Source organism: Gilliamella sp. wkB178 (assembly GCF_001690705.1).
Taxonomy (GTDB): domain Bacteria; phylum Pseudomonadota; class Gammaproteobacteria; order Enterobacterales; family Orbaceae; genus Gilliamella; species Gilliamella apicola_K.
On sequence record NZ_LZGK01000013.1, the window covers coordinates 462,752 to 484,189 of the forward strand.

At 34.2% G+C, this 21,438-nt stretch carries 18 protein-coding genes; 15 read left to right on the plus strand and 3 right to left on the minus strand.

Annotation, left to right across the window (positions count from 1 at the left end):
• The first annotated feature begins 86 nt into the window (after nucleotides 1-86).
• Both pbpC and ndk read left to right on the plus strand, forming a co-directional pair.
• Complete coding sequence (gene pbpC, locus A9G13_RS06370; protein WP_065557111.1) at nucleotides 87-2,384, plus strand: penicillin-binding protein 1C; 2,298 nt, start codon at nucleotides 87-89, stop codon at nucleotides 2,382-2,384.
• A 14-nt stretch (nucleotides 2,385-2,398) separates the two neighbouring features.
• Entirely contained in the window at nucleotides 2,399-2,821 is a 423-nt protein-coding gene (gene ndk / locus A9G13_RS06375) for a nucleoside-diphosphate kinase (protein WP_065556754.1), read from the plus strand.
• 17 nt (nucleotides 2,822-2,838) lie between these two features.
• Here ndk and A9G13_RS11020 read toward each other — a convergent pair whose 3' ends face one another.
• Nucleotides 2,839-3,147 carry a DeoR/GlpR family DNA-binding transcription regulator gene (locus A9G13_RS11020; protein WP_081301179.1) on the minus strand — a complete coding sequence of 103 codons (309 nt, stop codon included), beginning with the start codon at nucleotides 3,145-3,147 and terminating at the stop codon, nucleotides 2,839-2,841.
• A 356-nt stretch (nucleotides 3,148-3,503) separates the two neighbouring features.
• On the opposite strand from A9G13_RS11020, the gene A9G13_RS06385 reads away from it, so the two are divergent.
• From A9G13_RS06385 to pmrB, 5 genes are all read left to right on the plus strand, one after another.
• Entirely contained in the window at nucleotides 3,504-4,856 is a 1,353-nt protein-coding gene (locus tag A9G13_RS06385; protein WP_065556756.1) for a hypothetical protein, read from the plus strand.
• A 367-nt stretch (nucleotides 4,857-5,223) separates the two neighbouring features.
• On the plus strand, nucleotides 5,224-5,763 hold the full coding sequence (locus A9G13_RS06390) for a phosphatase PAP2 family protein (protein WP_176701955.1): 540 nt from the start codon (nucleotides 5,224-5,226) through the stop codon (nucleotides 5,761-5,763).
• Between the two features lie 115 nt (nucleotides 5,764-5,878).
• Nucleotides 5,879-7,534, plus strand: coding sequence for a phosphoethanolamine transferase EptA (gene eptA / locus A9G13_RS06395; protein WP_065556758.1), 1,656 nt, complete (start codon nucleotides 5,879-5,881; stop codon nucleotides 7,532-7,534).
• Between the two features lie 15 nt (nucleotides 7,535-7,549).
• A complete protein-coding gene (pmrA, locus tag A9G13_RS06400; RefSeq protein ID WP_065556759.1) occupies nucleotides 7,550-8,212 on the plus strand; it encodes a two-component system response regulator PmrA in 663 nt (220 codons plus the stop codon).
• A 31-nt stretch (nucleotides 8,213-8,243) separates the two neighbouring features.
• Nucleotides 8,244-9,335, plus strand: a complete 1,092-nt coding sequence (gene pmrB, locus A9G13_RS06405; RefSeq protein WP_065556760.1) for a two-component system sensor histidine kinase PmrB — start codon at nucleotides 8,244-8,246, stop codon at nucleotides 9,333-9,335.
• On the opposite strand, the gene A9G13_RS06410 is transcribed toward pmrB, so the two are convergent.
• A complete protein-coding gene (locus tag A9G13_RS06410; RefSeq protein ID WP_065556761.1) occupies nucleotides 9,316-9,936 on the minus strand; it encodes a YrbL family protein in 621 nt (206 codons plus the stop codon). The genes pmrB and A9G13_RS06410 overlap by 20 nt on opposite strands.
• Before the next feature lie 276 nt (nucleotides 9,937-10,212).
• Between A9G13_RS06410 and rplM the strand changes: the two genes are divergently transcribed.
• From rplM to glnE, 8 genes are all read left to right on the plus strand, one after another.
• Nucleotides 10,213-10,641 (plus strand): 50S ribosomal protein L13, encoded by a 429-nt coding sequence (gene rplM / locus A9G13_RS06415; protein WP_034901369.1) that lies wholly within the window; start codon nucleotides 10,213-10,215, stop codon nucleotides 10,639-10,641.
• Between the two features lie 11 nt (nucleotides 10,642-10,652).
• Complete coding sequence (gene rpsI, locus A9G13_RS06420) at nucleotides 10,653-11,045, plus strand: 30S ribosomal protein S9 (RefSeq protein WP_034915459.1); 393 nt, start codon at nucleotides 10,653-10,655, stop codon at nucleotides 11,043-11,045.
• A 358-nt stretch (nucleotides 11,046-11,403) separates the two neighbouring features.
• On the plus strand, nucleotides 11,404-12,036 hold the full coding sequence (locus A9G13_RS06425) for a glutathione S-transferase N-terminal domain-containing protein (RefSeq protein ID WP_065556762.1): 633 nt from the start codon (nucleotides 11,404-11,406) through the stop codon (nucleotides 12,034-12,036).
• Between the two features lie 47 nt (nucleotides 12,037-12,083).
• Nucleotides 12,084-12,494 carry a ClpXP protease specificity-enhancing factor gene (locus tag A9G13_RS06430; protein ID WP_065556763.1) on the plus strand — a complete coding sequence of 137 codons (411 nt, stop codon included), beginning with the start codon at nucleotides 12,084-12,086 and terminating at the stop codon, nucleotides 12,492-12,494.
• A 225-nt stretch (nucleotides 12,495-12,719) separates the two neighbouring features.
• The gene (locus tag A9G13_RS06435; protein WP_065556764.1) at nucleotides 12,720-14,633 is read left to right on the plus strand and encodes an ABC transporter ATP-binding protein; all 1,914 of its coding nucleotides are present in this window, start codon (nucleotides 12,720-12,722) and stop codon (nucleotides 14,631-14,633) included.
• Nucleotides 14,626-16,359: an ABC transporter ATP-binding protein gene (locus A9G13_RS06440; RefSeq protein ID WP_065556765.1), complete on the plus strand. Its 1,734-nt coding sequence runs from the start codon at nucleotides 14,626-14,628 to the stop codon at nucleotides 16,357-16,359. The genes A9G13_RS06435 and A9G13_RS06440 overlap by 8 nt, the downstream gene beginning before the upstream one ends.
• A gap of 64 nt (nucleotides 16,360-16,423) precedes the next feature.
• Nucleotides 16,424-17,362: a CYTH domain-containing protein gene (locus A9G13_RS06445; protein ID WP_065556766.1), complete on the plus strand. Its 939-nt coding sequence runs from the start codon at nucleotides 16,424-16,426 to the stop codon at nucleotides 17,360-17,362.
• A 131-nt stretch (nucleotides 17,363-17,493) separates the two neighbouring features.
• On the plus strand, nucleotides 17,494-20,337 hold the full coding sequence (gene glnE / locus A9G13_RS06450) for a bifunctional [glutamate--ammonia ligase]-adenylyl-L-tyrosine phosphorylase/[glutamate--ammonia-ligase] adenylyltransferase (protein ID WP_065556767.1): 2,844 nt from the start codon (nucleotides 17,494-17,496) through the stop codon (nucleotides 20,335-20,337).
• Between the two features lie 197 nt (nucleotides 20,338-20,534).
• Here glnE and ttcA read toward each other — a convergent pair whose 3' ends face one another.
• Complete coding sequence (gene ttcA / locus A9G13_RS06455) at nucleotides 20,535-21,431, minus strand: tRNA 2-thiocytidine(32) synthetase TtcA (protein WP_065556768.1); 897 nt, start codon at nucleotides 21,429-21,431, stop codon at nucleotides 20,535-20,537.
• Between the last annotated feature and the right edge of the window lie 7 nt (nucleotides 21,432-21,438).

Here is a 21,438-nt window from a genome sequence, read left to right on the forward strand (position 1 = left end):
TTATCACCGGTGTATTTCTCCGCCGACCGAAGTCGGCGGTAATATAACACTTAAACGTTATGTGGATCTGAAACGCCTTGACAAAAATTAAACAGCGCTTTGTTAAAATACTCATTTGTTTATTGGTTTCCATAGTCGCTCTCTTGGTTAGTTTCTTAGTGGCTGATTATTTATACCCACTAACAATTTATCAAAATAAAACCACGCAAACTATACTTGCTCAAGATGAAACCCCGCTGTGGCGTTTTGCTGATAATAGTGGCATTTGGCGTTATTCGGTGAGTTTAGATGAAGTTCCGGATTACTATCTGGATGTGTTGCTTAATTATGAGGATCGTCACTTTTACGAACATATGGGGATTAATCCGTTATCCTTGCTGCGTGCTGCTTGGCAAAATTTCGCCAATAATCGAATTGTGTCTGGTGGTAGTACAATTTCGATGCAAGTCGCTAGATTGCTCGATCCTCATGACCGATCTATGATGGGAAAATTGAAGCAAATATTCCGAACCTTACAATTAGAATGGCATTATAGTAAACAAGAAATCTTAACTTTATATATTAATCATGCTCCTTATGGAGGTACCATTGAAGGTATTGGTGCGGCCAGTTGGTCATATTTTGGTAAGCAACCTAAAGCGTTGACTCGTAGTGAAGCTGTTTTATTGGCAGTTTTACCACAAGCACCTAGCCGTTTGCGACCTGACAGGTACCCTAATCGAGCCAAACAGGCGCGAGATAAAGTATTAGATCGTTTAGCTGACAGTCATGTCTGGACGCCTGAGATCATCAATCAAGTTCGCCAAGATGAAGTGTGGGTTTATCCGCGTAGAGCTCCTCAACTAGCGCCGTTGTTAGCACTGAGGTTAAGTCATCAATATCCTGATAAGGATATTATTCATACAACTATTGATTTCTCTTTGCAAAGCACACTTGAAGATCTGGCAATTAATCGTAAAAAACAATTGCCACCCAAAACATCATTAGCAATATTAGTAGTTGATCATACCGATATGTCAGTGAAAGCGTATGTGGGATCAGCTGATTTTAATGACAGCGATCGCTTTGGGCAAGTGGACATGATTAGTGCATTACGTTCACCTGGCTCTACGTTAAAACCATTTATATATGCTATGGCTATTGATGAAGGTATGATTCATTCTGAATCTTTATTACAGGATGTGCCTAGAATTAATTCGGATTACCGTCCAACTAATTTTGATGATGACTATTATGGTCCGGTTAGTGCTACTGAAGCATTAAGAAATTCATTAAATTTACCTGCGGTACAATTAATTGAATTATATGGACCTAGACGGTTTGCCAGTAAATTAGCGAGTGTTGGTTTACCATTGATATCAGTTGGTAATGATCCTAATATTTCTTATATTTTAGGTGGTGCATCACTGCGAATGGACAATTTAGTCAGTGGTTATAGTGCTTTTGCTCGCCATGGTCAGGTTAGCCCCCTACGCTTTACACCAACTGATCCTTTAATTGAAAAACCACTAATTGCTGATGGTAGTGCATGGATCACTAAACAAATGTTAGTTAATAATAATCAATTAGCTTATAAAACAGGCACTAGTTATGGGTATCGTGATGCCTGGGCTATAGGAATTAATCCGCGGTATTTAATTGGAATTTGGGTAGGGCGCCCAGATGCAACACCAGTGGTAGGTCAATATGGAGCCGTGACTGCGGTACCAATATTGCAACAAGTAAATGCTTTATTATTGAATAAAGAGCATCGCTTAAATCGACCATTACCAATTATGAATCAACCAGATTCTGTCACAATAGCAAAAATTTGTTGGCCATCAGGACAAGTGTTAGCTACCAATGATCCAAATTGCCATCGTCAAAAAAACGCGTGGATATTTAATAATATCATCCCATCAACACTCGATACTTTAAATGTACTCAATAATAATATCTATCGGTCGGGGTGGATAAATATTTGGGTTAACCAACAAGGTGAAAGAGTGGCGGCTGATTGTAAAAATGCTCAAAAAAAGACCATTGCTCTTTGGCCGATGGCTTTAGAAAATTGGTTATTACCTAAAGAGCGTCGTCAATCGCTATTACCTCCTATTGATAAAAATTGCCCGGTTTTGGGTAAAGATGTATTTTCACCGTTGGTAATTACGGGATTGCTGGATAATCAATTAATTAAGCGCTTACCCGGTCAACAGACCGTAACCATTGATTTAATTCCACAAGGGGGAATAGGGCAAAAATGGTGGTTTTTAGATGGTGAACTTATTGCACAATCTAAGGATAATGATAAAGTTGTTGTAACGATTGTAAAAAAGGGACTACAACATTTATTATTATTAGATGAAAGTGGTCAAATTTTCCGAATGAAATTTACATTAGACTAATAAGGATAACATATATGGCTATTGAACGTACACTGTCCATCATTAAACCTAATGCAGTTAAGAAACATTTAATTGGTGCAATTGAAACTCGTATAATTCAGGCAAAATTTGAAATAGTCGCCTTAAAAATGTTAAAGCTGAGCAAAATTCAAGCTGAAGGTTTTTACGCCGAACATCAAGGTAAACCATTTTTTGATAATTTAGTTAAGTTTATGATGTCTGGTCCAATTGTTGTTCAGGTGTTACAAGCTGAAAATGCCATTAGTCGTTATCGTGAATTAATGGGGGCAACCGATCCTGCAAAAGCCTTAACAGGTACATTGCGAGCTGATTTTGCCGATAGTGTAAAAGAAAATTCAGTACATGGTTCGGATTCTCCGGAATCAGCAGCACGGGAAATTGACTACTTTTTTGTTGATAGTGAAATTATTGGTTAACAGTAATTGATTAATGATTAATTTGCTATGTGTAAAGCAAATAGCTGTGCTTGTAGTAATTGTAAATTCTCAGTATCCAAATGGTTGTCAGTAATAATATCTGTAAAACGATTTAATGGGATAGCGGTAAATAAAGAATAGCAATTATATTTACTGCTATCCGCAACCAAAATAATTCTATCTGCTTTTTGAGCAAAACTCGCCTTAATCAAGGCTTTATCTTCTGTTGGTGCTGTGACTCCTTTATTAAGGCTCCATGAATTACAACTAATGAAAGCAATATCCGGATTAATTTGTTGTAACAGCGAACGTCCATGTTCACCAATTTAAAAGCTACTCTCGACAAGTTAATTTGTTTTTATAATTAACACTTCTTAATAAAAGTTAATATAACTTATTGTTATTAATACATTTCTTAACAAAAAATACATTGAAGTTGATTTCTAACTTACTCTTAAACGGTTATACTCAAATCATTCATTTGGTTATAAATAAAAAATTTAACCAACTTATTTTTTTGATTATTAAACAATAAATTATAATCAAGATAATAGTGTATTGTAACCATATATTTATAGTTATCTGAACATAATTTTCGAAGCTTTTATTTAGATTTAAAAAAACTATTAACTAATTATATGGAGTACTAAAAAATTAGTTATAGTGGAAGGAGAATTTGTTAATGTTAAAAAAAAATTATATTAAAATAGCTCGGTTGGTTCTTAAAAATTACCAATATTGTAATATCTTAGATAAGTTAAATAAGATTATTGTTTTTTTATCGGTTGTTTCAATATTATCATTTTTTCCATCAGTTACTACATTAGCATTAACACAAACTACAGCTGAAAAGATACATGGTACCGAACCATATTTAGTTGGTGAAAATGGCGTTATTCCCGCAGATTTAAATGATGTATTAAATTTCTATATTATAGATGATAAAGGTAATAAGAAAATATATTACGGCAATTCTGTCCTACCGGAAGGGACACTAACTACTGGATTTCCAGAAAACATGAAGATAAGTGATTTTAAAATAATGGATGGGGATGGTTTTAGAGATGATGACGGCGATGAAGTTGCTTTAATAACTGGTTATACCTATAGTTGGAAAGATAAATTTGACCGAGAAGTTAAAAGTGATGAGTTATTAGACCCATGTAGAGCACCATATAAATTGGAAATTATTGCTGAAAACTTGCAATTAACAACCAAGTATGGAATACCAATATCAAAAACGTACGAAAATCCTGGATTATCTAAAACATTTGCAATAGATGTACAGTATCATACACCAATATGTTATGTTAAACCTTTAAATATGGATACGAATGATAAAAATGTTACCGATGGCGGTCATACAGCAGATTTTTTGCCAGACGCTGGCTTTAAAACCTCAACAATAGCCAGTCAGGGGCGAATATGGCCAACAACTGCATTTGGTGGCGCGGTTTTTTTGTTATTAACACGAGATTTGGATAAAACTAATGATCATTATACTTTTACTGTAACCAAAGGAGGAGATGTACTTCAGGTGAGGAATGGTAATGAGTTTATATTTCGTCCAAATCTATGGGAGGATTATGATCCCTATTATAATGTTAAACCGCCATATCAATATACAATTGAGGCTAAAAATAAAGATACTAATGAGGTTTATGAATATAGTTTTGAAATAGAGAAATGGGCGAAACCTGATGGAGTTTATGGCTTATGGACATTTGATGAAGTTAAAGGCAATTGTGACATAGTGCATGGTAGTTTATTTAGTGCTGCCGAGTTGACTAATTCAGATTATAATATAGGTCCAAACGCACGTTTTACTCGAGCTTTAGATGGTACTTTACAGGGTGAATGGGGAAGATTACCTGCGTATGAAAATAGCGCTTGGTTATTTGGACCGGGTAAAAAGGATAAAGGGTATTATTGGACTTCAGATTGGACAGAAGTATTTATTGATAATGGGGCGCAAATTTCTGATAGAAAGCCTAAACATAAATATTATCAAGTCTGCAAAATAATGGCAAAATAAAAGGTATTGTGAGAAATATAGTAACTTACTTAATATGGTTTAGCGTTATTAAAAATAGCGCTAAATTAAATGGAATTGTTTAAGGTTTTAGTATTTATTAATTCAAATAATAAAGATGTACGCGTTACGCGGTCAATAGGTAAATTTTCGCAAGGATAAAGTTTGCATTTCCTAATTCTTCTACACTTGATGCTAGCTAATTAATTGAATTTTTATGATTATTAATTCAATTATCTACTATTAATCATTGTTTTTATATAACCATATAATTTAATTAAACTATTTCTATTAAGGTTCTCTTAAGGTTAATTAGCTAAATTGACTAATCATATAGTTAATTTTAGGTAGTTGTTGTATGTGGCACAATATGAACACTCAACTGTTTTTACTAATTAATGCTTCAGAACAAGCTTCAAGACTTTTTATTTATTTTGCAATTTTTTGTGCTAATTATTTAGCTTATCTACCTGTAATAATCATAGGCATATATTGGTTTTATAAACCAACTTATCGCTTATTAATCATTAAAATGCTGATTGCATTGGGAATGGCATTGCTAGTAACTTTTGCTATTCGTCATTTATTTTATTCCCCTCGTCCTTTTGCGGTAAATGTTGGTACTAATTATTTATTTCATGATAAAACTAGCTCATTTCCCAGTCAGCATGCCGTGTTTTTGTGGACAATTTGTTGTGTTATTGGTTTAAATTATGTCGACAGATTAAAAAAATTTTTGTTATTGTTTCTAGTTGTAGCGATTTTAGTCAGTTGGAGCAGAGTATATCTCGGTATTCATTGGCCATTAGATATTATTGGCGGTTTTATTGTTAGCATCATGTCGGCATTCTTGACCCAAAAGCTTTGGCCAACTATTCATAAATTTCTGATTAGCATTTTTGTTCCATAATAGGAATTATATTATTAAATAATATCAATATGTTATTAGTTTTTTTAAATAACTGTAATTTCATATTATATAACTTATTTTAGTTATGGTTATAAGTTGGAAATATGCATTTTTTATGAAAAAAATAATTCAAAAAATAACTACCTGTCCAATATCGATCAATTTGCTGATTATATTGGTGGCTTTTTATCAAGCCACTATTTTAAACTTGAGCTTTTATAAGCAAGTATTAGCTAAATTACCGCTTGATTCTTTCGCTAATATTAGTTTCTTTTTATCAATGCCTGTGGTTGTTTTTTGTGTGGTCTTTATCCTATTATGTGTATTTATAAATAAATGGTTAGTTAAGATAGTGGCAAGCACGTTAGTTTTAATTAGCTCTGTTGTTTCCTATTATATGCTTAAGTTTGGCATAATAATTGATAGGAGCATGTTACAAAATACCATTGAAACTAATATTGCTGAATCTTCCTCATTGATTACATTTGAGTTAATTAATTACATATTGTTTTTAGGTATTTTACCAACGATATTAATTATTTTTGTTAAAATAAAAACTGTAAAAATTGACTTATATTTTATATTCAAACAAGTCATTATTATTTTAATTACTTTTTTACTTGTAGGACTTATTGCTCTGGTATTTTATGAAAGCTATGCTAGTTTTATGCGGAATAATAATAAAATAATTAAATACTTATTACCTTCTAATTATATCAGTGCCATATACAGTCAATATCAATTCGAAAAATATAAAAATCAACCATTTTTAACCATTGGTAATGATGCTTATCGACCAAAAACTAACCTTCATAATGCTAGCAATAAAACCGTAGTAGTGCTAATTGTGGGTGAAACAGCTCGTAGTCAAAATTTTGCCCTAAATGGTTACTCTAAAGACACGACTCCTTATTTAACCAAGCGTAATGATATTATTTCTTTCCAAAACACCTCATCATGTGGAACTTATACGGCTTATTCTATCCCATGTATGTTTTCTAATATGACACGAAAAAATTATGATGAAAGTTTAGCTCTGCGCCAAGAAAATGTTCTCGATATTTTAAATAAAGTAAAAATTGATGTCGATTGGTTAGATAACAATACTGGTTGTAAAGGTGTTTGTGAACGAGTTCAAAATGACAACATAACTAAAAAATATTTAGCCAGTAACAGTCAATTGTGTCAAGATGGAACCTGTTACGATGAAGTACTAATTAATGAGTTGGCGGATAAATTAAATCATATTGATAAAGATTCTTTGATTATATTGCATCCTCTTGGCAGTCATGGTCCAAATTACTATCAGCGTTACCCGGCTAAATTTAAAAAATTTACTCCAACATGTGATACAAATCAGATCAATAATTGCGATTTAGAAAGTTTAGTTAATACTTATGATAATACTATTGTTTACACTGATTTTATCGTTAATCAGGCTATTGAACTTTTACAAAAACAACAATTCAATTCCATGGTTATTTATTTATCTGATCATGGTGAGTCTTTAGGGGAAAATGGTCTTTATTTACATAGCTTCCCCTATTCAATAGCTCCAGAGCAACAAACGCGGGTTCCATTTATTATCTGGATTTCAAATTCATATATAAAATTAAGTAATATAAATATTCAATGTGTTAAGAAGCATTCAAAACAAGATTTTATCTCACATGATAACTTGTTTCATACACTATTAAGCATTTTTGATGTTCAAACTAAAGAGTATAATAGCTCATTGGATATCTTAAATGATTGTAAAATCACTCCCTGAGAGGATGGAAAGATCATGAAAATATTAATTGTTGAAGATGACAGTCTATTACAAAAAGGACTTCATGATGGCGTAACCGCAAATGGTTATGTTTGTGAAGTGGCAGCAAATGGTAAACAAGCTGAACAATATCTACAATTTGGGCAGTTTAGTTTAATTATTTTAGATTTAGGTTTACCTGATTGTGATGGTTTAGAACTACTGTCGCGTTGGCGAAAAAGTCATGTTGAAACTCCCGTCTTAATCCTGACAGCGCGTGATACGATTGAAGATAGAGTTGAAGGTTTAGATCTTGGTGCCGATGATTATTTAATTAAACCATTTGCTTTATCAGAATTGTTAGCCAGAATCCGAGCATTAATCCGTCGTAATCAGGGGACTGCTGATAATGTGGTTAGTAGTGGTCCTATTACTATTGATATTAAACAACAAAAAGTAACTCTCAATAATCATGAAGTCATATTAACGCCGAAAGAATTTATTGTGTTAACTCGCTTAATGTTAAAAGCTGGTGAAAAAGTCCATCGGGATTTATTGCAAAATGATTTATATGATTGGCAAAGTGATCCAAGTTCCAATGTGCTTGAAGTTTATATCCATGGGCTACGTAATAAATTGGGCAAAAATTTGATTCGTACAGTACGTGGCTACGGGTATCAGCTTAATGTAAATAGTTGATGTAATAAAACCTAAATTAGATGATTAAGTTATGATTGCAATTCCATTAAAAAAAATTCGCCAAAGTATTCGTTGGAATCTATTTTTTACTTTAGGTTCTATTATGCTTATCTGCCAGATTATTACTGTACTTTGGTTATGGCATGAAAGTAAGGAGCAAATAGATGCTTTAGTTAATCTTACTTTAAGTCAACATAAGATTGAAGAAGTAGTTGAAGAAGAAGAACTGGAAGCTATTTTTGCTTTATTTTGCTCAGCTTTTACGATGATGGCAGCTACATTATTTCTAGCCTATCAAGCTATTAAGCGAATTACTAAACCACTTGAAGTTCTTGAACAAGACTTGAATAAACGTACTGAAGATAATTTAAAACCCATCCAACCAATCAGTGATATGCGTGAAATAACATCTATTACTAATGTGTTAAATAATTTATTTGTAAGGTTAAGTAGTACTTTATCTCAAGAACGTTTGTTTACTGCGGATGTAGCACATGAAATGAGAACACCACTAGCAGGTATTCGTTTACATTTAGAATTATTAGAAACTAAAAATAATATTGATTGTAAAGAATTAATTGATCGTATCGATCGGTTAGTTAATACCGTTGAACAATTATTAATGTTAGCGCGAGCAAGCCAAAAATTTACTGTGGGACAATATCAGAAAATTAATTTCTATCAAGATATTATGATCCCTTTAGTTGATGAATTAACCGAATTAACATCACAAAAAAATCAGCTAATTGAATGGAATCTGGCTAAAGAAGACATCGTTTTCAACGGTGATCAAACCTTAATTAGATTGTTAGTGCGTAATTTGGTTGAAAATGCCTATCGTTATAGTCCTGAAGGGACGACGATTATGATTAGTTGTTATAAGGATAATGAAGATACCATTATTGCGATTGAAGATGAAGGTGATGGCATTGATGAATCAAAGAGTGACAAATTAACCCAAGCCTTTTTCCGTATGGATCGTAAACATAATGGTATAGGACTGGGTTTAAGTATTGTCAATCGTATTGCTAAATTACATCATGGATTATTTACCCTAAAAAATAGGCAAGATAATGTTAAAGGAGCAATTGCACAATTAAGACTTACTGATTCACCTCGTTAACTAAACGGCTTATCAACGAGTTATGTTGATTTTCTCGAATCAGTGATTTTAAAAAGCGTTGCCAAGTACGTGCAATTTTGGCAGTAGCAAAAAATCTAACATAATTAGCAACCGGTATGAATGTTGAATTACCAATATTATCGATGATGATCAAGCGGTTCTGTTCTGGCGTTAGATGTTGGAACAAAATATTTTTACTTTTAATCGTCATGGTAATGAGACGATCTTCTAATAATGAAGCTTTTAATTGTTTTAGAGAAACGACTAATGCCACATAGTATTGCTCAGTTAGTTGTTGATCGGCTAAGTATTTTTCAAGTGAAGTAGAAGTGTTACCGTCATAATCACGAATTAACTCAAAAACTTGACCTTCACCATAATTAGTCATTACCGGACCATAATACCTAGCTAGTACATTCCAGCTGATATTACGTTTGATTAGATGCTTATAATAAGCAACTTCACGATTGGTTTCTTCTTCGGCACCATGATTATAATTAACTTTAATACATTTATTGGCATCGTCCGGGTGATGATAACATTTTCGGTGTAAGCCTTTGCTGATATAATCTTTATCTGTAAGTTGGATTATATTATTCATATAAAATTTATTAGTAATTGAAATTTAACTTAAGAGTTTATCAGCAAGTGTTTTATCTCGCCATGATTTTTTATTTTAACTTGTAGCACTTTTATTATATTTCTGTATAATATTGCAACCCACGTTACAACAGTGTTTTTCCCAACGCTGTTTTCGATTGTCTGGATTAATTTAATCACTCGAAGGGGTGAGTTATTTTAATATTAGCAATCAAAAAGTGTAAATAAATCAAATGATTTATTAACGTGAGATTAATTAAATTTTGGATAATTACGAATGAGTACTTTTTCAGCTAAACCAGAAACAGTTAAACGCGACTGGTATGTTGTAGATGCAGCAGGTAAAACGTTAGGTCGTTTAGCTACTGAAATCGCAAGCCGTTTGCGTGGTAAACACAAAGCAGAATATACACCACATGTTGATACAGGTGACTATATTATTGTTATCAATGCAGAAAAAGTTGCTGTAACAGGCAAAAAACGCACTGATAAGATCTATTATCGTCATACTGGTTACATCGGTGGACTTAAAGAAGCGACTTTTAAAGAAATGATTGAACGTCATCCTGAACAAGTCATTGAAATTGCTGTAAAAGGCATGTTACCGAAAGGTCCTCTTGGTCGTGCAATGTACCGTAAACTAAAAGTTTATGCTGGTAGTGAGCACAATCATGCGGCACAACAACCGCAAGTATTAGATATTTAAGGGGATAGAAGATGGCTGATAATCAATATTACGGTACAGGTCGCCGCAAAAGTTCTGCTGCTCGTGTTTTTATCAAACCAGGTAGTGGCAATATCGTTATTAACAAACGTTCGTTAGAGCAATATTTTGGTCGTGATACCGCTCGTATGGTTGTAATGCAACCATTAGAGTTAGTTGAAATGACTGACAAACTTGATCTTTACATCACAGTAAAAGGTGGTGGTATTTCAGGTCAAGCGGGTGCAATTCGTCACGGTATTACTCGTGCGTTAATGGAATATGATGAAACTTTACGTTCAGCCTTACGTCAAGCGGGCTTTGTTACTCGTGATGCGCGTCAAGTTGAACGTAAAAAAGTGGGTCTACGCAAAGCACGTCGTCGTCCACAATTCAGCAAACGTTAATTGCACAACGTTACAACAACGTTACCAAAAAATTACAAAATTGTTTCAAACCCAGCATTGGCTGGGTTTTTTTTGCTAACAACCAAGCAATATAAGTAAATGGTTCTTCAACTAATAGGGTATCCATATTTTTTTAATCTAATTGATAGTACTTTTAATGTGTTAAATGAATGATGTATAAAATTTAACCTATTAATTTTTACTGAAATGTAGGTTTCTCCTGAAATATCTTGTTTAAACGCTGTTGATAACATAAAGATATTAAGAAAAATAATTTTTTTTAACAATTTTGTTATCCAATTTGTTAGAATAGAAAATCTATAAACTTATTTTTTAATTTTGCTTATTTGGAGTGAACATGGTTGTTGCTGTTAATAAACGTTCTGTAATGACATTATTTTGTGATACAACAGATATTTACGGCCATCAGATTCGTTTTGTGTTGGCAGAGAAAGGGGTAACTGCTGAAATTGAGTTTGTAACGGCAGATAATTTACCGCAGGAATTATTAGATCTTAATCCTTATGGTTCGATCCCTACCTTAATCGATCGTGACCTGACATTATATGAACCACACATTGCGTTAGAATACCTTGATGAACGTTTCCCTCACCCACCATTAATGCCTGTTTATCCAATTGTTAGAGCTAATTCTCGTTTAACGATGTATCGCATGAAGAAAGAATGGTACAGTGCTTATGAAACGATTATAGCGGATCCAGACAGTAATGTAGCTAAAGAAGCGCGTAAAAATCTGCTTGATGATTTAGTATCTATTTCAATCATGTTTAAAGAAAAAGATTATTTTATGAGTGATGATTTTACATTATGTGATTGTTATTTTGCTCCTTTGCTTTGGCGTTTACCTCAGCTTGATATTTATTTGCCAAAAGTAGCAGAAAAAAATTATCTTGGATATATGGCACGTATTTTTGAACGTCCGGCATTTATTAGTTCGCTGACGGAAGATGAGAAAAAGATAAGAGTTTAAATCTCTTACTTTATCAAATTTATAATATTAATTAAGCAAGGCTATATATGGATCCTAACCAAATGACGCCACGACGCCCTTATTTATTTAGGGCTTTTTATGACTGGATTTTAGATAATGACTTAACGCCTTACATTGTGGTTAATACTACGATTTATGGCGTATTGGTTCCACCAGAGTTTGTGCAAAATAATCAGATTATATTAAATATTGCACCACAGTCAGTAGGGCAATATTCTGCCAGTAATCAACAAATCGAATTTAATGCTAGATTTTCAGGCGTACCGCAACATATAGTAGTACCAATGGCCGCAATTGAAGCAATTTATGCCCGTGAAAATAATATGGGTATTGGTTTTGAAGATGAACCGCAATATAGAACTGCCAGCGAACCAATAGAATCAAAATCAACAAAAACTGAATCAAAATCCGGCAATCCTTTCCGTGTGGTAAAATAATCATACCATTACAATAAAGAGTAATTTATTCTACTAATTACTCTTGTGCTACGCTATAACGAGTATTTTTGTTAATTGTAAAATGAACAAGAAGAAATTCTAAAATTATTAAAATTGACCATAACAGCAATAGTTAAAAATTATCAAGTTGAGTGTAAAAAACATTGTTATTTTAGTTTACATTATCAATAATGATAATCATTCCTATTTATTAGTGGTCATCTTATGAAGTCACATAATAAAACAGCAGTTTCCCGTTTGTGGGAATTGGCCTTTACCCATAAAGTATTAATAATCTGCGCTTGTTTCTTTGCCATTATAAGTGCTATCACGACTTTTTTACCTTTCATTGCAGTTTATTTTATTGTGTATGAATTGATTATAAGCATTAGTAATAATGTACCATTGAATGTTGAATTAGTGATTAATTATGGTTGGTTAGCTTTTATCGCTGCGGCTTCGGCTATATTATTTGATTTTATAGCTTTATGTTTTTCCCATATTGCGGCATTTAGAACTCTTTATCGCCTTAAATATAATTTTGTACGTTATGTCTCGCATTTACCACTTGGCTTTCATAACAATCATGCAACAGGGGAATTACGTAAGATTGTTGATGATGATATTGAAAAAATAGAAAAATTTATTGCTCACCAGCTACCCGATATTGTTGGATCATTTGTAGCACCTATAACTATTTTTGTTATTTTAGCGGTTTTTGATTGGCGATTAGGTTTAGCAACATTAATTCCAGTGATTTTGGCTTACGTAGTCTTAATCAGTGGTTACCGCCGTAAAGAAATAAAAACCAATATGCAAGAATATCAAAAACGATTAGTGGATATGAGTAATGCTTCGGTCGAATATATTCGTGGTATTACTGTAGTAAAAGCTTTTAATCAAACTTTTTTCTCATTTAAACGTTTTTATGATGCCATTAAAGCCTATCAGGTATATTGCCTAAAGTTTACTTATTGTTTTAAAAATCATATGGCCTGTTTTTTATTGATTTTAAACAATATTTATCTATTTATTGTTCCGGTAATTATTTTACTATCAGGTAATGTTGATAATTATGCCAACTTTGTGTTAGCTGCAATTTTTTATCTTATTTTTTCTGTGGCTTTGCCGGTTCCTTTTTTGAAATTGATGTATGTAACTAGGGGGCTCCAACAAACCGCTGAAAGTGTTAAAAATATGGATAAAGTGTTAAATACCCCATGTCTAGTGGAGCCTGAAACCGGTTTAATGACCGATAATTATGATATTTGCTTTGATGATGTCAGTTTTTCTTATCAGCAAACATCAATAGCAACCGCCGAACCAATTAATCAGAATAATCAAGACGATGCAGGTAGTAATAACGGTCAAGCAAAAAATGCCATTAGCCATATTTCATTTACAGCTAAACAAAACACTATTACGGCATTAGTTGGTTTATCCGGTAGCGGTAAAAGTACTGTGTCGCTACTTATCCCGCGCTTTTTTGATCCTAACCACGGACAAATTACTATTGGTGGCGTGGATATAAGGCAAATGAATAGTGATTATTTGCTATCCTTAGTTAGCTTTGTTTTTCAAGATGTATTTATGTTTAAACAAACTATTTTAGATAATATAAAAATTGGTAAAGCTGATGCTACACTTGATGAGGTAATTGCCGCCGCTAAAGCAGCACAATGTCATGATTTTATTGAAGCATTACCTAATGGCTATAATTCTATTATTGGTTCACAAGGTTTACACTTATCCGGTGGTGAAATGCAACGTTTAGCCATTGCCCGTGCGATATTGAAAAATTCGCCAATATTAGTACTCGATGAGGCAACTTCATTTGCCGATCCGGAAAATGAATATCAAATCCAACTGGCATTAAAAGCCTTAATCAAAGATAAAACCGTGATTATGATTGCTCATAGGTTATCAACCATAAAAGATGCTGACCAAATTATTGTGTTGGATAAAGGATTGATTGTTGAAAAAGGTGAGCACCAACAACTTCTTAACAATAACGGATATTATTATCGAATGTGGCAATATTATCAGCAAACATTAGATTGGCAAATGAATCAATCTAATATTGCTCCGACAACTGAAGCTAATGATAATACTCATCAAGGCGAGGTGTCTCATGTTTAAACGTTTACTTATGCTTTCCGAAACTGGCAGTAAAAATCTTAATCAGGCAATTATTGCCTGCATTATTTCTAATCTTACATTAATGTTGCCTTTTGTGATTTTAATACAAGTTATTGTCATACTTATTACGCCATTAACCAGTAATTTAGCCTTAAATCAAGGTTATTTATGGGCAATGGCAGGATTGGGATTGCTAGCTGCTTGGATCTTCTTAATTTGTTATAAAAGAGAATACAAAAAAACATATGAAAGTGCTTATAGTGAAGCGGCTAATATTCGAATTGATGTTGCTGAGCGTATCCGTAAATTACCGCTAAGTTTTTTTAATCGCAAAGATTTATCTGAATTGACTGCGAATATCATGGGTGATTGTACCACCATTGAAAACATGATGAGTCATGTAGTACCACAAATAATCGGTTATTCTTGTAGTAGCATAATTACTTGTGCATTAATGGCAATATTTGATTGGCGAATGGCTTGTGCTATTTTTTGTACTTTACCTTTAGCGTTGCTGATTGTCATTATTGGTAAACAGATAGAGAAACATTGGGCTGAAAAACATGTGCAAGCTAAATTAGCCGTTTCCGATCAAGTTCAAGAGTATTTGGATGGCATTAAAATTGTTAAAGCATTCGGGCTTAGTGGTGAAAAATTCAAAGCCCTTGATAAATCATTAAAAAATATGATGTGGGCAGCCATTAAGTTTGAAGGAATCGGGGGCATATTTGTCACACTTTCTGTAATGGTTTTACAAGTTGGTTTAGGTATAGTGGTATTAGTTGGTGCTAAATTAATGATAGCAGGAAGTTTAGACCCAATTGTGTTTTTAGCCTTTGTAATTGTTAGCTCACGTATATATGGTCCGCTGATTTCAGTATTAACATTATTACCTGAATTATTTTATATGCTAGTATCTATACAGCGGATGAAAAATCTAAAAACTGAATCTATCATGGAAGGGCGTGATGATATTGTTTTTGATGATCTAACAATAAATATCGATCATATTAGTTTTTCTTACAATCAAACTCCGGTAATTACCGATTTAAGTTGTGTTATCCCGCCGGATAAAATGACAGCATTAGTTGGACCGTCCGGTAGTGGTAAAAGTACCTTACTGCAATTGATTGCACGTTTTTGGGATGTTAATTCTGGCAAGATAAGCATTGGTGGCAATGATATTAAACAAATTGACCCTGAAACCTTAATGCGTTCCATGGCATTTGTTTTCCAAAAAGTAGTATTGTTTGATGATACGATTCTCAATAATATTCGTATTGGTCGCTATGATGCTACTGATGAAGAGGTTAAACAAGCCGCACAAACCGCACGTTGTGATGAATTGATCGCACGCTTGCCAGATGGCTGGAATACTTTAATTGGTGAAAATGGCAGTAAACTATCTGGCGGTGAAAGGCAACGAATTTCTATTGCTCGGGCTTTATTAAAAAATGCACCAATCGTTCTGTTGGATGAAGCGACTGCTTCACTTGATCCTGAAAATGAAGTATATATTCAACAAGCAATAGCTGAATTAGTCAAAGATCGAACTGTTATCGTGATTGCGCACCGATTAAAAACGATTATTGCGGCAGATCAGATTATAGTATTAGATAATGGAACTATTGTTGAACAAGGTAATTATCAGCAATTAATGGCTAATAATGGTTTGTTTGCCAAGCTTTATACGCTACAAAAACAGAGTTTTTCAGTTACTCATTGATTAAGTGTATTTCTGCTATTAATAAGTATAAGATATAGCAAAATAACAAATAGAAAACAGATTAATGAGTAACGAAATCGAATTAAAGTTTGAAATCAAACCACAAGATATTGGTGAGTTGCAACTTTTTTTAAATCAATGGACTAGTTGCGATGAAATTGAATTTTCAACGCTGTCCACCCAAAAACGCGGTTGTAACCAATTAAAACTCACCAACACATACTATGATACTCCTGATTATTTTCTACGTAATAATGGTTATGGTTTACGTGTAAGAGGTAGTGAAGATAATCGTGGTTCACATTTCGAGTTGACTCTGAAGAGTGATGGTAAAGCCATCGCTGGTTTGCATGAACGGGCTGAATTTAATGTGGCTTTAGTGAATTCTAAGCCAGATTTAACGGTTTTACCTTACCAAGCCTTGCCAGCAAATTCTGACATTGAGCAGTTACAACAAGCTCTAAAACCATTATTTACCACCAATTTTAAACGTCAGGCTTGGTTAGTGGCGTTTGCTAATAGTGAAATTGAAGTAGCATTAGATCAGGGCGAAATCAAATCAAATCATCAATCCCAACCTATTTTAGAAGTTGAGTTAGAAATTAAACAAGGTAATAAACAAGATTTGCTAAATTTTGCTATTGAATTAAGCCGTTTTCATTTACATCTATTTTCACAAAGTAAAGCCTCAAGGGGTTATCGCCTATTACAAAATCGGCCTTTAACAATATGCGATTTTGATTCTATAGTTGAACAAGATTCATCCCGATTATTACAGTTTTGGCAACAAAACGAAGAATATGCATTAGCAACCAATGACTTAGTTTTTTATCAGCAGGTATTAAACCAAGTGAATCGAGTTTTATATGCTAAACATATTGCATTAGAACCCGAACTTAGCCAATGGCAATCAGCTTTATTATCAATTAACTCAGTAGTAGATTTTGCTTATAGTGAAATTAATACTAGATTAAAGTTAATGCTGATTTCACAATTGGCATAAAAATAATCTCATTATTATTGAGCAGCAATTAGATTTTAAAAACTATCTATGAAAAACAAATGTCATTTATAATGAATATTAATATTTGATGATTTTTATTTAATGAAAATGATTTCTAAGTGAGTTTGTGTATGCCAGAGTCCCAACAATCCGTTAATCATCAGCTGGAACAGCAAAAACAAAAAGTAATAGTGCAATTATCTCAATGTGATGTAACACATGTGCAAACGCACCTAGATATTTTAGTTCAAAGTGATTTTTTGGTGGATGCATTCTATCGCTTTCCTACATGGCTTTCTGACATAGCTCAAAATCCGCCACAAGCAGATGAACGCCACGATTATCAAACTTGGTTAAATCAACAACTCACTTCTGTTACTGATGAACTTACTTTAATGAAAATATTAAGGCAATTTCGGCGTTGGGTGCTTGCGCGTATAGAATGGTCACAACTAATGCGAACTAGTACTGATGAGCAAATATTACTGCAACTGAGCGAACTGGCTGAAGTGATTATTGTCACCACTCGCGATTGGCTATATAACTTGAGTTGCCAAGAATGGGGCACTCCTTGTAATGCTCACGGCAAAGCGCAACCGTTATTGATTTTAGGTATGGGTAAATTAGGTGGTGGTGAGCTTAATTTCTCGTCAGATATTGATTTAATTTTTGCTTATCCTGAACATGGGCAAACCCAAGGTGGTAGGCGGGAACTCGATAATGCAGTATTTTTTACTCGTTTGGGGCAACGAATAATCAAAGCTCTGGATCAGATCACCGAAGATGGTTTTGTTTACCGCGTTGATATGCGCCTGCGCCCTCTGGGTGACGGAGGGCCTTTGGTGCTAAGTTTTTCGGCAATGGAAGATTACTACCAAGAGCAAGGGCGCGATTGGGAACGGTATGCGATGGTTAAAGCTAAAGTGCTTGGTGGTCAGCAAAATGAATACACGCAAGAGCTTTATCATTTATTGAAACCATTTATTTATCGCCGCTATATTGATTTTAGTGTGTTGCAATCATTGCGAAATATGAAAAGCATGATTGAACGTGAAGTGCGTCGCCGTGGATTAAAAAACAATATAAAACTTGGTGCCGGTGGTATTCGTGAAATTGAATTTATTGTACAGGTTTTTCAGCTTATTCGTGGTGGGCGAGTAGTTGGTTTACAAACACGTTCATTACTATCGGCTTTAAATGTTATCGAACAAGAATCTCTACTAAATTCTCATGAAGTACATTCATTACGTGACAACTATCTCTTTTTACGACGTTGTGAAAATTTACTACAAGCTATTGATGATCAACAAACACAAACTTTACCCGAAAACGAGTTAGATCAGCTTCGTTTAGCTAAAGGTATGGGTTTTGATAATTGGTTTGATTTTGAAAACCAATTATTACCACGAATGCAAGTGAACCGTCTGATATTTAATGAACTTATTGGTGAAGATGAATCAGATTCATCAACCAATCAAAGTCAATATGACGACAAATTTGCTGATCTTTGGGTGCCAGATTTGCAACCTAGTGATGTTAAAACTGTATTAACGACTTATTCCGATGCCGACGCCGAGCAGTTATGGCAAATGTTAGTCCAGTTCCGTAATGATATTAGTAAACGCACCATAGGAGTCCGCGGGCGGGAAATCCTCGATCAATTAATGCCAAGATTATTAGCAGTCATTAGCGAAGAACAATCAGCATTAACCGTACTTTCACGGATCTTACCTCTAATTGTCAATATTGTTAGTCGGACTACCTATTTAGAGTTATTACTTGAATATCCAACGGCATTGAAGCAATTGATCCGCTTGTGTAGTGCTTCACCGATGATTAGTGATCAGCTGACCCATTATCCTATTTTGCTTGATGAGTTAATTGATATTAATTCGCTATATCAAACAGTCCCACCAGATGCCTATAAAAGTGAACTTTACCAGTATTTATTGCGTATCCAAATTGATGATGAAGAACAACAGCTGGAAGCCTTACGTCAGTTTAAACAAATGCAATTATTGCATATAGCCGCAGCCGATGTTGAACATGTGCTCACCACTATGAAGGTTAGTGATCATCTTACTTTTGTGGCTGAAACTCTGTTGGATTTTGTGGTGCAAATGGCTTGGAATCAAATGGTAGAGCGTTATGGCTGCCCAGAACATTTAGCTGACGGGCACAAAGGCTTAGTCGTGGTCGCTTATGGCAAATTAGGTGGCTGGGAACTAGGTTATGGTTCGGATTTAGATTTAGTGTTCTTACATGATTGTCCAGCCAATAGTGTAACTAACGGTAATAAGCAGATCGATAGTCGTCAATTTTATTTGCGCTTAGTGCAGCGTATTACCCATCTATTTAATGTGCGCACTAGTTTTGGTGTGCTTTATGAAATCGACTTAAGATTACGCCCACAAGGGGATGCGGGATTACTAGCTTGTAGCTTAGATGCCTTTGATGATTATCAAATGAATGAAGCGTGGACTTGGGAGCATCAAGCCTTAGTTCGGGCAAGGGCAATTTATGGTGAAGCAGAATTAATCAAACGCTTTAATCAAATCCGCCATAATGTGCTTTGTAAGGTACGGGATGAAAATACTTTAAAATCGGAAGTACGGGAAATGCGTGAAAAAATGAGAGCGCATTTAGGTACTACCGAAGCTAGCTTATTTAATCTAAAAATTGATGCCGGTGGCATAGGTGATATTGAATTTTTATCGCAATATTTAGTCCTTAATTATGCATATAAACACCCAAAATTAACTACTTGGAGTGATAATGTCCGGATTTTAGAGTTAGCCGCCAACTATGCCATTATGCCATCTTTAGAAGCAGAACAGTTAACTAAAGCCTATATCGATATGCGCAATGAAATTCACCGTTTGTCCTTGCAATTATTACCCAGCACTATTGATGATAGCAAGTTTGCTCAAGAAAAGCTGATTGTTAATCAAAGCTGGTCTAAATGGCTAAAATAAGCTAACTAATAACAAAATTACAATAAAATGAGTTCATTTTTATACTGAAACGTACCCTTCTCAGGAAACATCTTGACAACAACGTTTTGTAAAATTAGTTTTGAGATTAAGTTATTATAACTTAGTTAGCTAGACAGATAATTTCCGCCGATTGATGCGGCGGAAGTATTTAAGTGCGTTTCATTTAGAACCATGAGTTATTTAGCTTCTTTCCAGAGGATCATATTTTGGTCTTCTAATTCTGAGGCATCAAAGCCAGCCATTGGTGCAAATTGTTCATAATCAAATGCAGTATCCCCACCATCGGCATCCAAATCGCCTTTTTTGATACCTTTAAAATCATATAGATTGGTATCACAAAGGTGTGACAAAGTGATGTTTTGTGTTGCTCGAAACATCGTTTCAATACGTCCGGGGAATTTTTTGTCCCAACTAGTTAGCATTTCTTTAATCACTTGCCGTTGTAAGTTAGGTTGTGAACCGCACAAGTTGCAAGGGATGATGGGGAACTGTTTAAATTCGGCATATTTAGTAATGTCTTTTTCTTTGCAATATGCGAGTGGGCGGATAATGATATGCTCGCCGGAGTCATTCACCAGTTTAGGCGGCATGGCTTTGAGTTTGCCACCATAGAACATATTTAAGAATAAGGTTTCTAAAATGTCATCACGGTGATGCCCTAGCGCAATTTTTGTGGCACCTAGCTCAGTCGCAGTGCGGTATAAGATCCCTCGACGTAAGCGCGAACAAAGTGAACAAGTGGTTTTACCTTCGGGGATCTTCTCTTTAACGATACCGTAAGTATTTTCTTGCACAATTTTATATTCAATACCTAGCGAATTTAAATACTCTGGTAACACATGCTCCGGGAAGCCAGGTTGTTTTTGATCTAAATTAACCGCAATGAGCTCAAAATTAATTGGTGCGCTCATTTTTAAGTTCATCAGAATATCCAGCAGGGTATAGCTGTCTTTACCACCTGACAAGCACACCATTATGCGATCGCCGTCTTCAATCATATTGAAATCAGCGATTGCTTCGCCAGTTAGGCGACGCAAACGTTTATGTAATTTATTTTGATTATAACTATTCATTAGTAAT

What these genes read in the sequence shown, in the direction of transcription:
- ndk (WP_065556754.1), top strand. Translation starts at nt 2,399, where the DNA reads ATGGCTATTGAACGTACACTGTCCATCATTAAACCTAATGCAGTTAAG.
- A9G13_RS06385 (WP_065556756.1), top strand. Translation starts at nt 3,504, where the DNA reads ATGTTAAAAAAAAATTATATTAAAATAGCTCGGTTGGTTCTTAAAAAT.
- A9G13_RS06390 (WP_176701955.1), top strand. Translation starts at nt 5,224, where the DNA reads ATGAACACTCAACTGTTTTTACTAATTAATGCTTCAGAACAAGCTTCA.
- eptA (WP_065556758.1), top strand. Translation starts at nt 5,879, where the DNA reads ATGAAAAAAATAATTCAAAAAATAACTACCTGTCCAATATCGATCAAT.
- pmrA (WP_065556759.1), top strand. Translation starts at nt 7,550, where the DNA reads ATGAAAATATTAATTGTTGAAGATGACAGTCTATTACAAAAAGGACTT.
- pmrB (WP_065556760.1), top strand. Translation starts at nt 8,244, where the DNA reads ATGATTGCAATTCCATTAAAAAAAATTCGCCAAAGTATTCGTTGGAAT.
- A9G13_RS06410 (WP_065556761.1), bottom strand. Translation starts at nt 9,936, where the DNA reads ATGAATAATATAATCCAACTTACAGATAAAGATTATATCAGCAAAGGC.
- rplM (WP_034901369.1), top strand. Translation starts at nt 10,213, where the DNA reads ATGAGTACTTTTTCAGCTAAACCAGAAACAGTTAAACGCGACTGGTAT.
- rpsI (WP_034915459.1), top strand. Translation starts at nt 10,653, where the DNA reads ATGGCTGATAATCAATATTACGGTACAGGTCGCCGCAAAAGTTCTGCT.
- A9G13_RS06425 (WP_065556762.1), top strand. Translation starts at nt 11,404, where the DNA reads ATGGTTGTTGCTGTTAATAAACGTTCTGTAATGACATTATTTTGTGAT.
- A9G13_RS06430 (WP_065556763.1), top strand. Translation starts at nt 12,084, where the DNA reads ATGGATCCTAACCAAATGACGCCACGACGCCCTTATTTATTTAGGGCT.
- A9G13_RS06435 (WP_065556764.1), top strand. Translation starts at nt 12,720, where the DNA reads ATGAAGTCACATAATAAAACAGCAGTTTCCCGTTTGTGGGAATTGGCC.
- A9G13_RS06440 (WP_065556765.1), top strand. Translation starts at nt 14,626, where the DNA reads ATGTTTAAACGTTTACTTATGCTTTCCGAAACTGGCAGTAAAAATCTT.
- A9G13_RS06445 (WP_065556766.1), top strand. Translation starts at nt 16,424, where the DNA reads ATGAGTAACGAAATCGAATTAAAGTTTGAAATCAAACCACAAGATATT.
- glnE (WP_065556767.1), top strand. Translation starts at nt 17,494, where the DNA reads ATGCCAGAGTCCCAACAATCCGTTAATCATCAGCTGGAACAGCAAAAA.
- ttcA (WP_065556768.1), bottom strand. Translation starts at nt 21,431, where the DNA reads ATGAATAGTTATAATCAAAATAAATTACATAAACGTTTGCGTCGCCTA.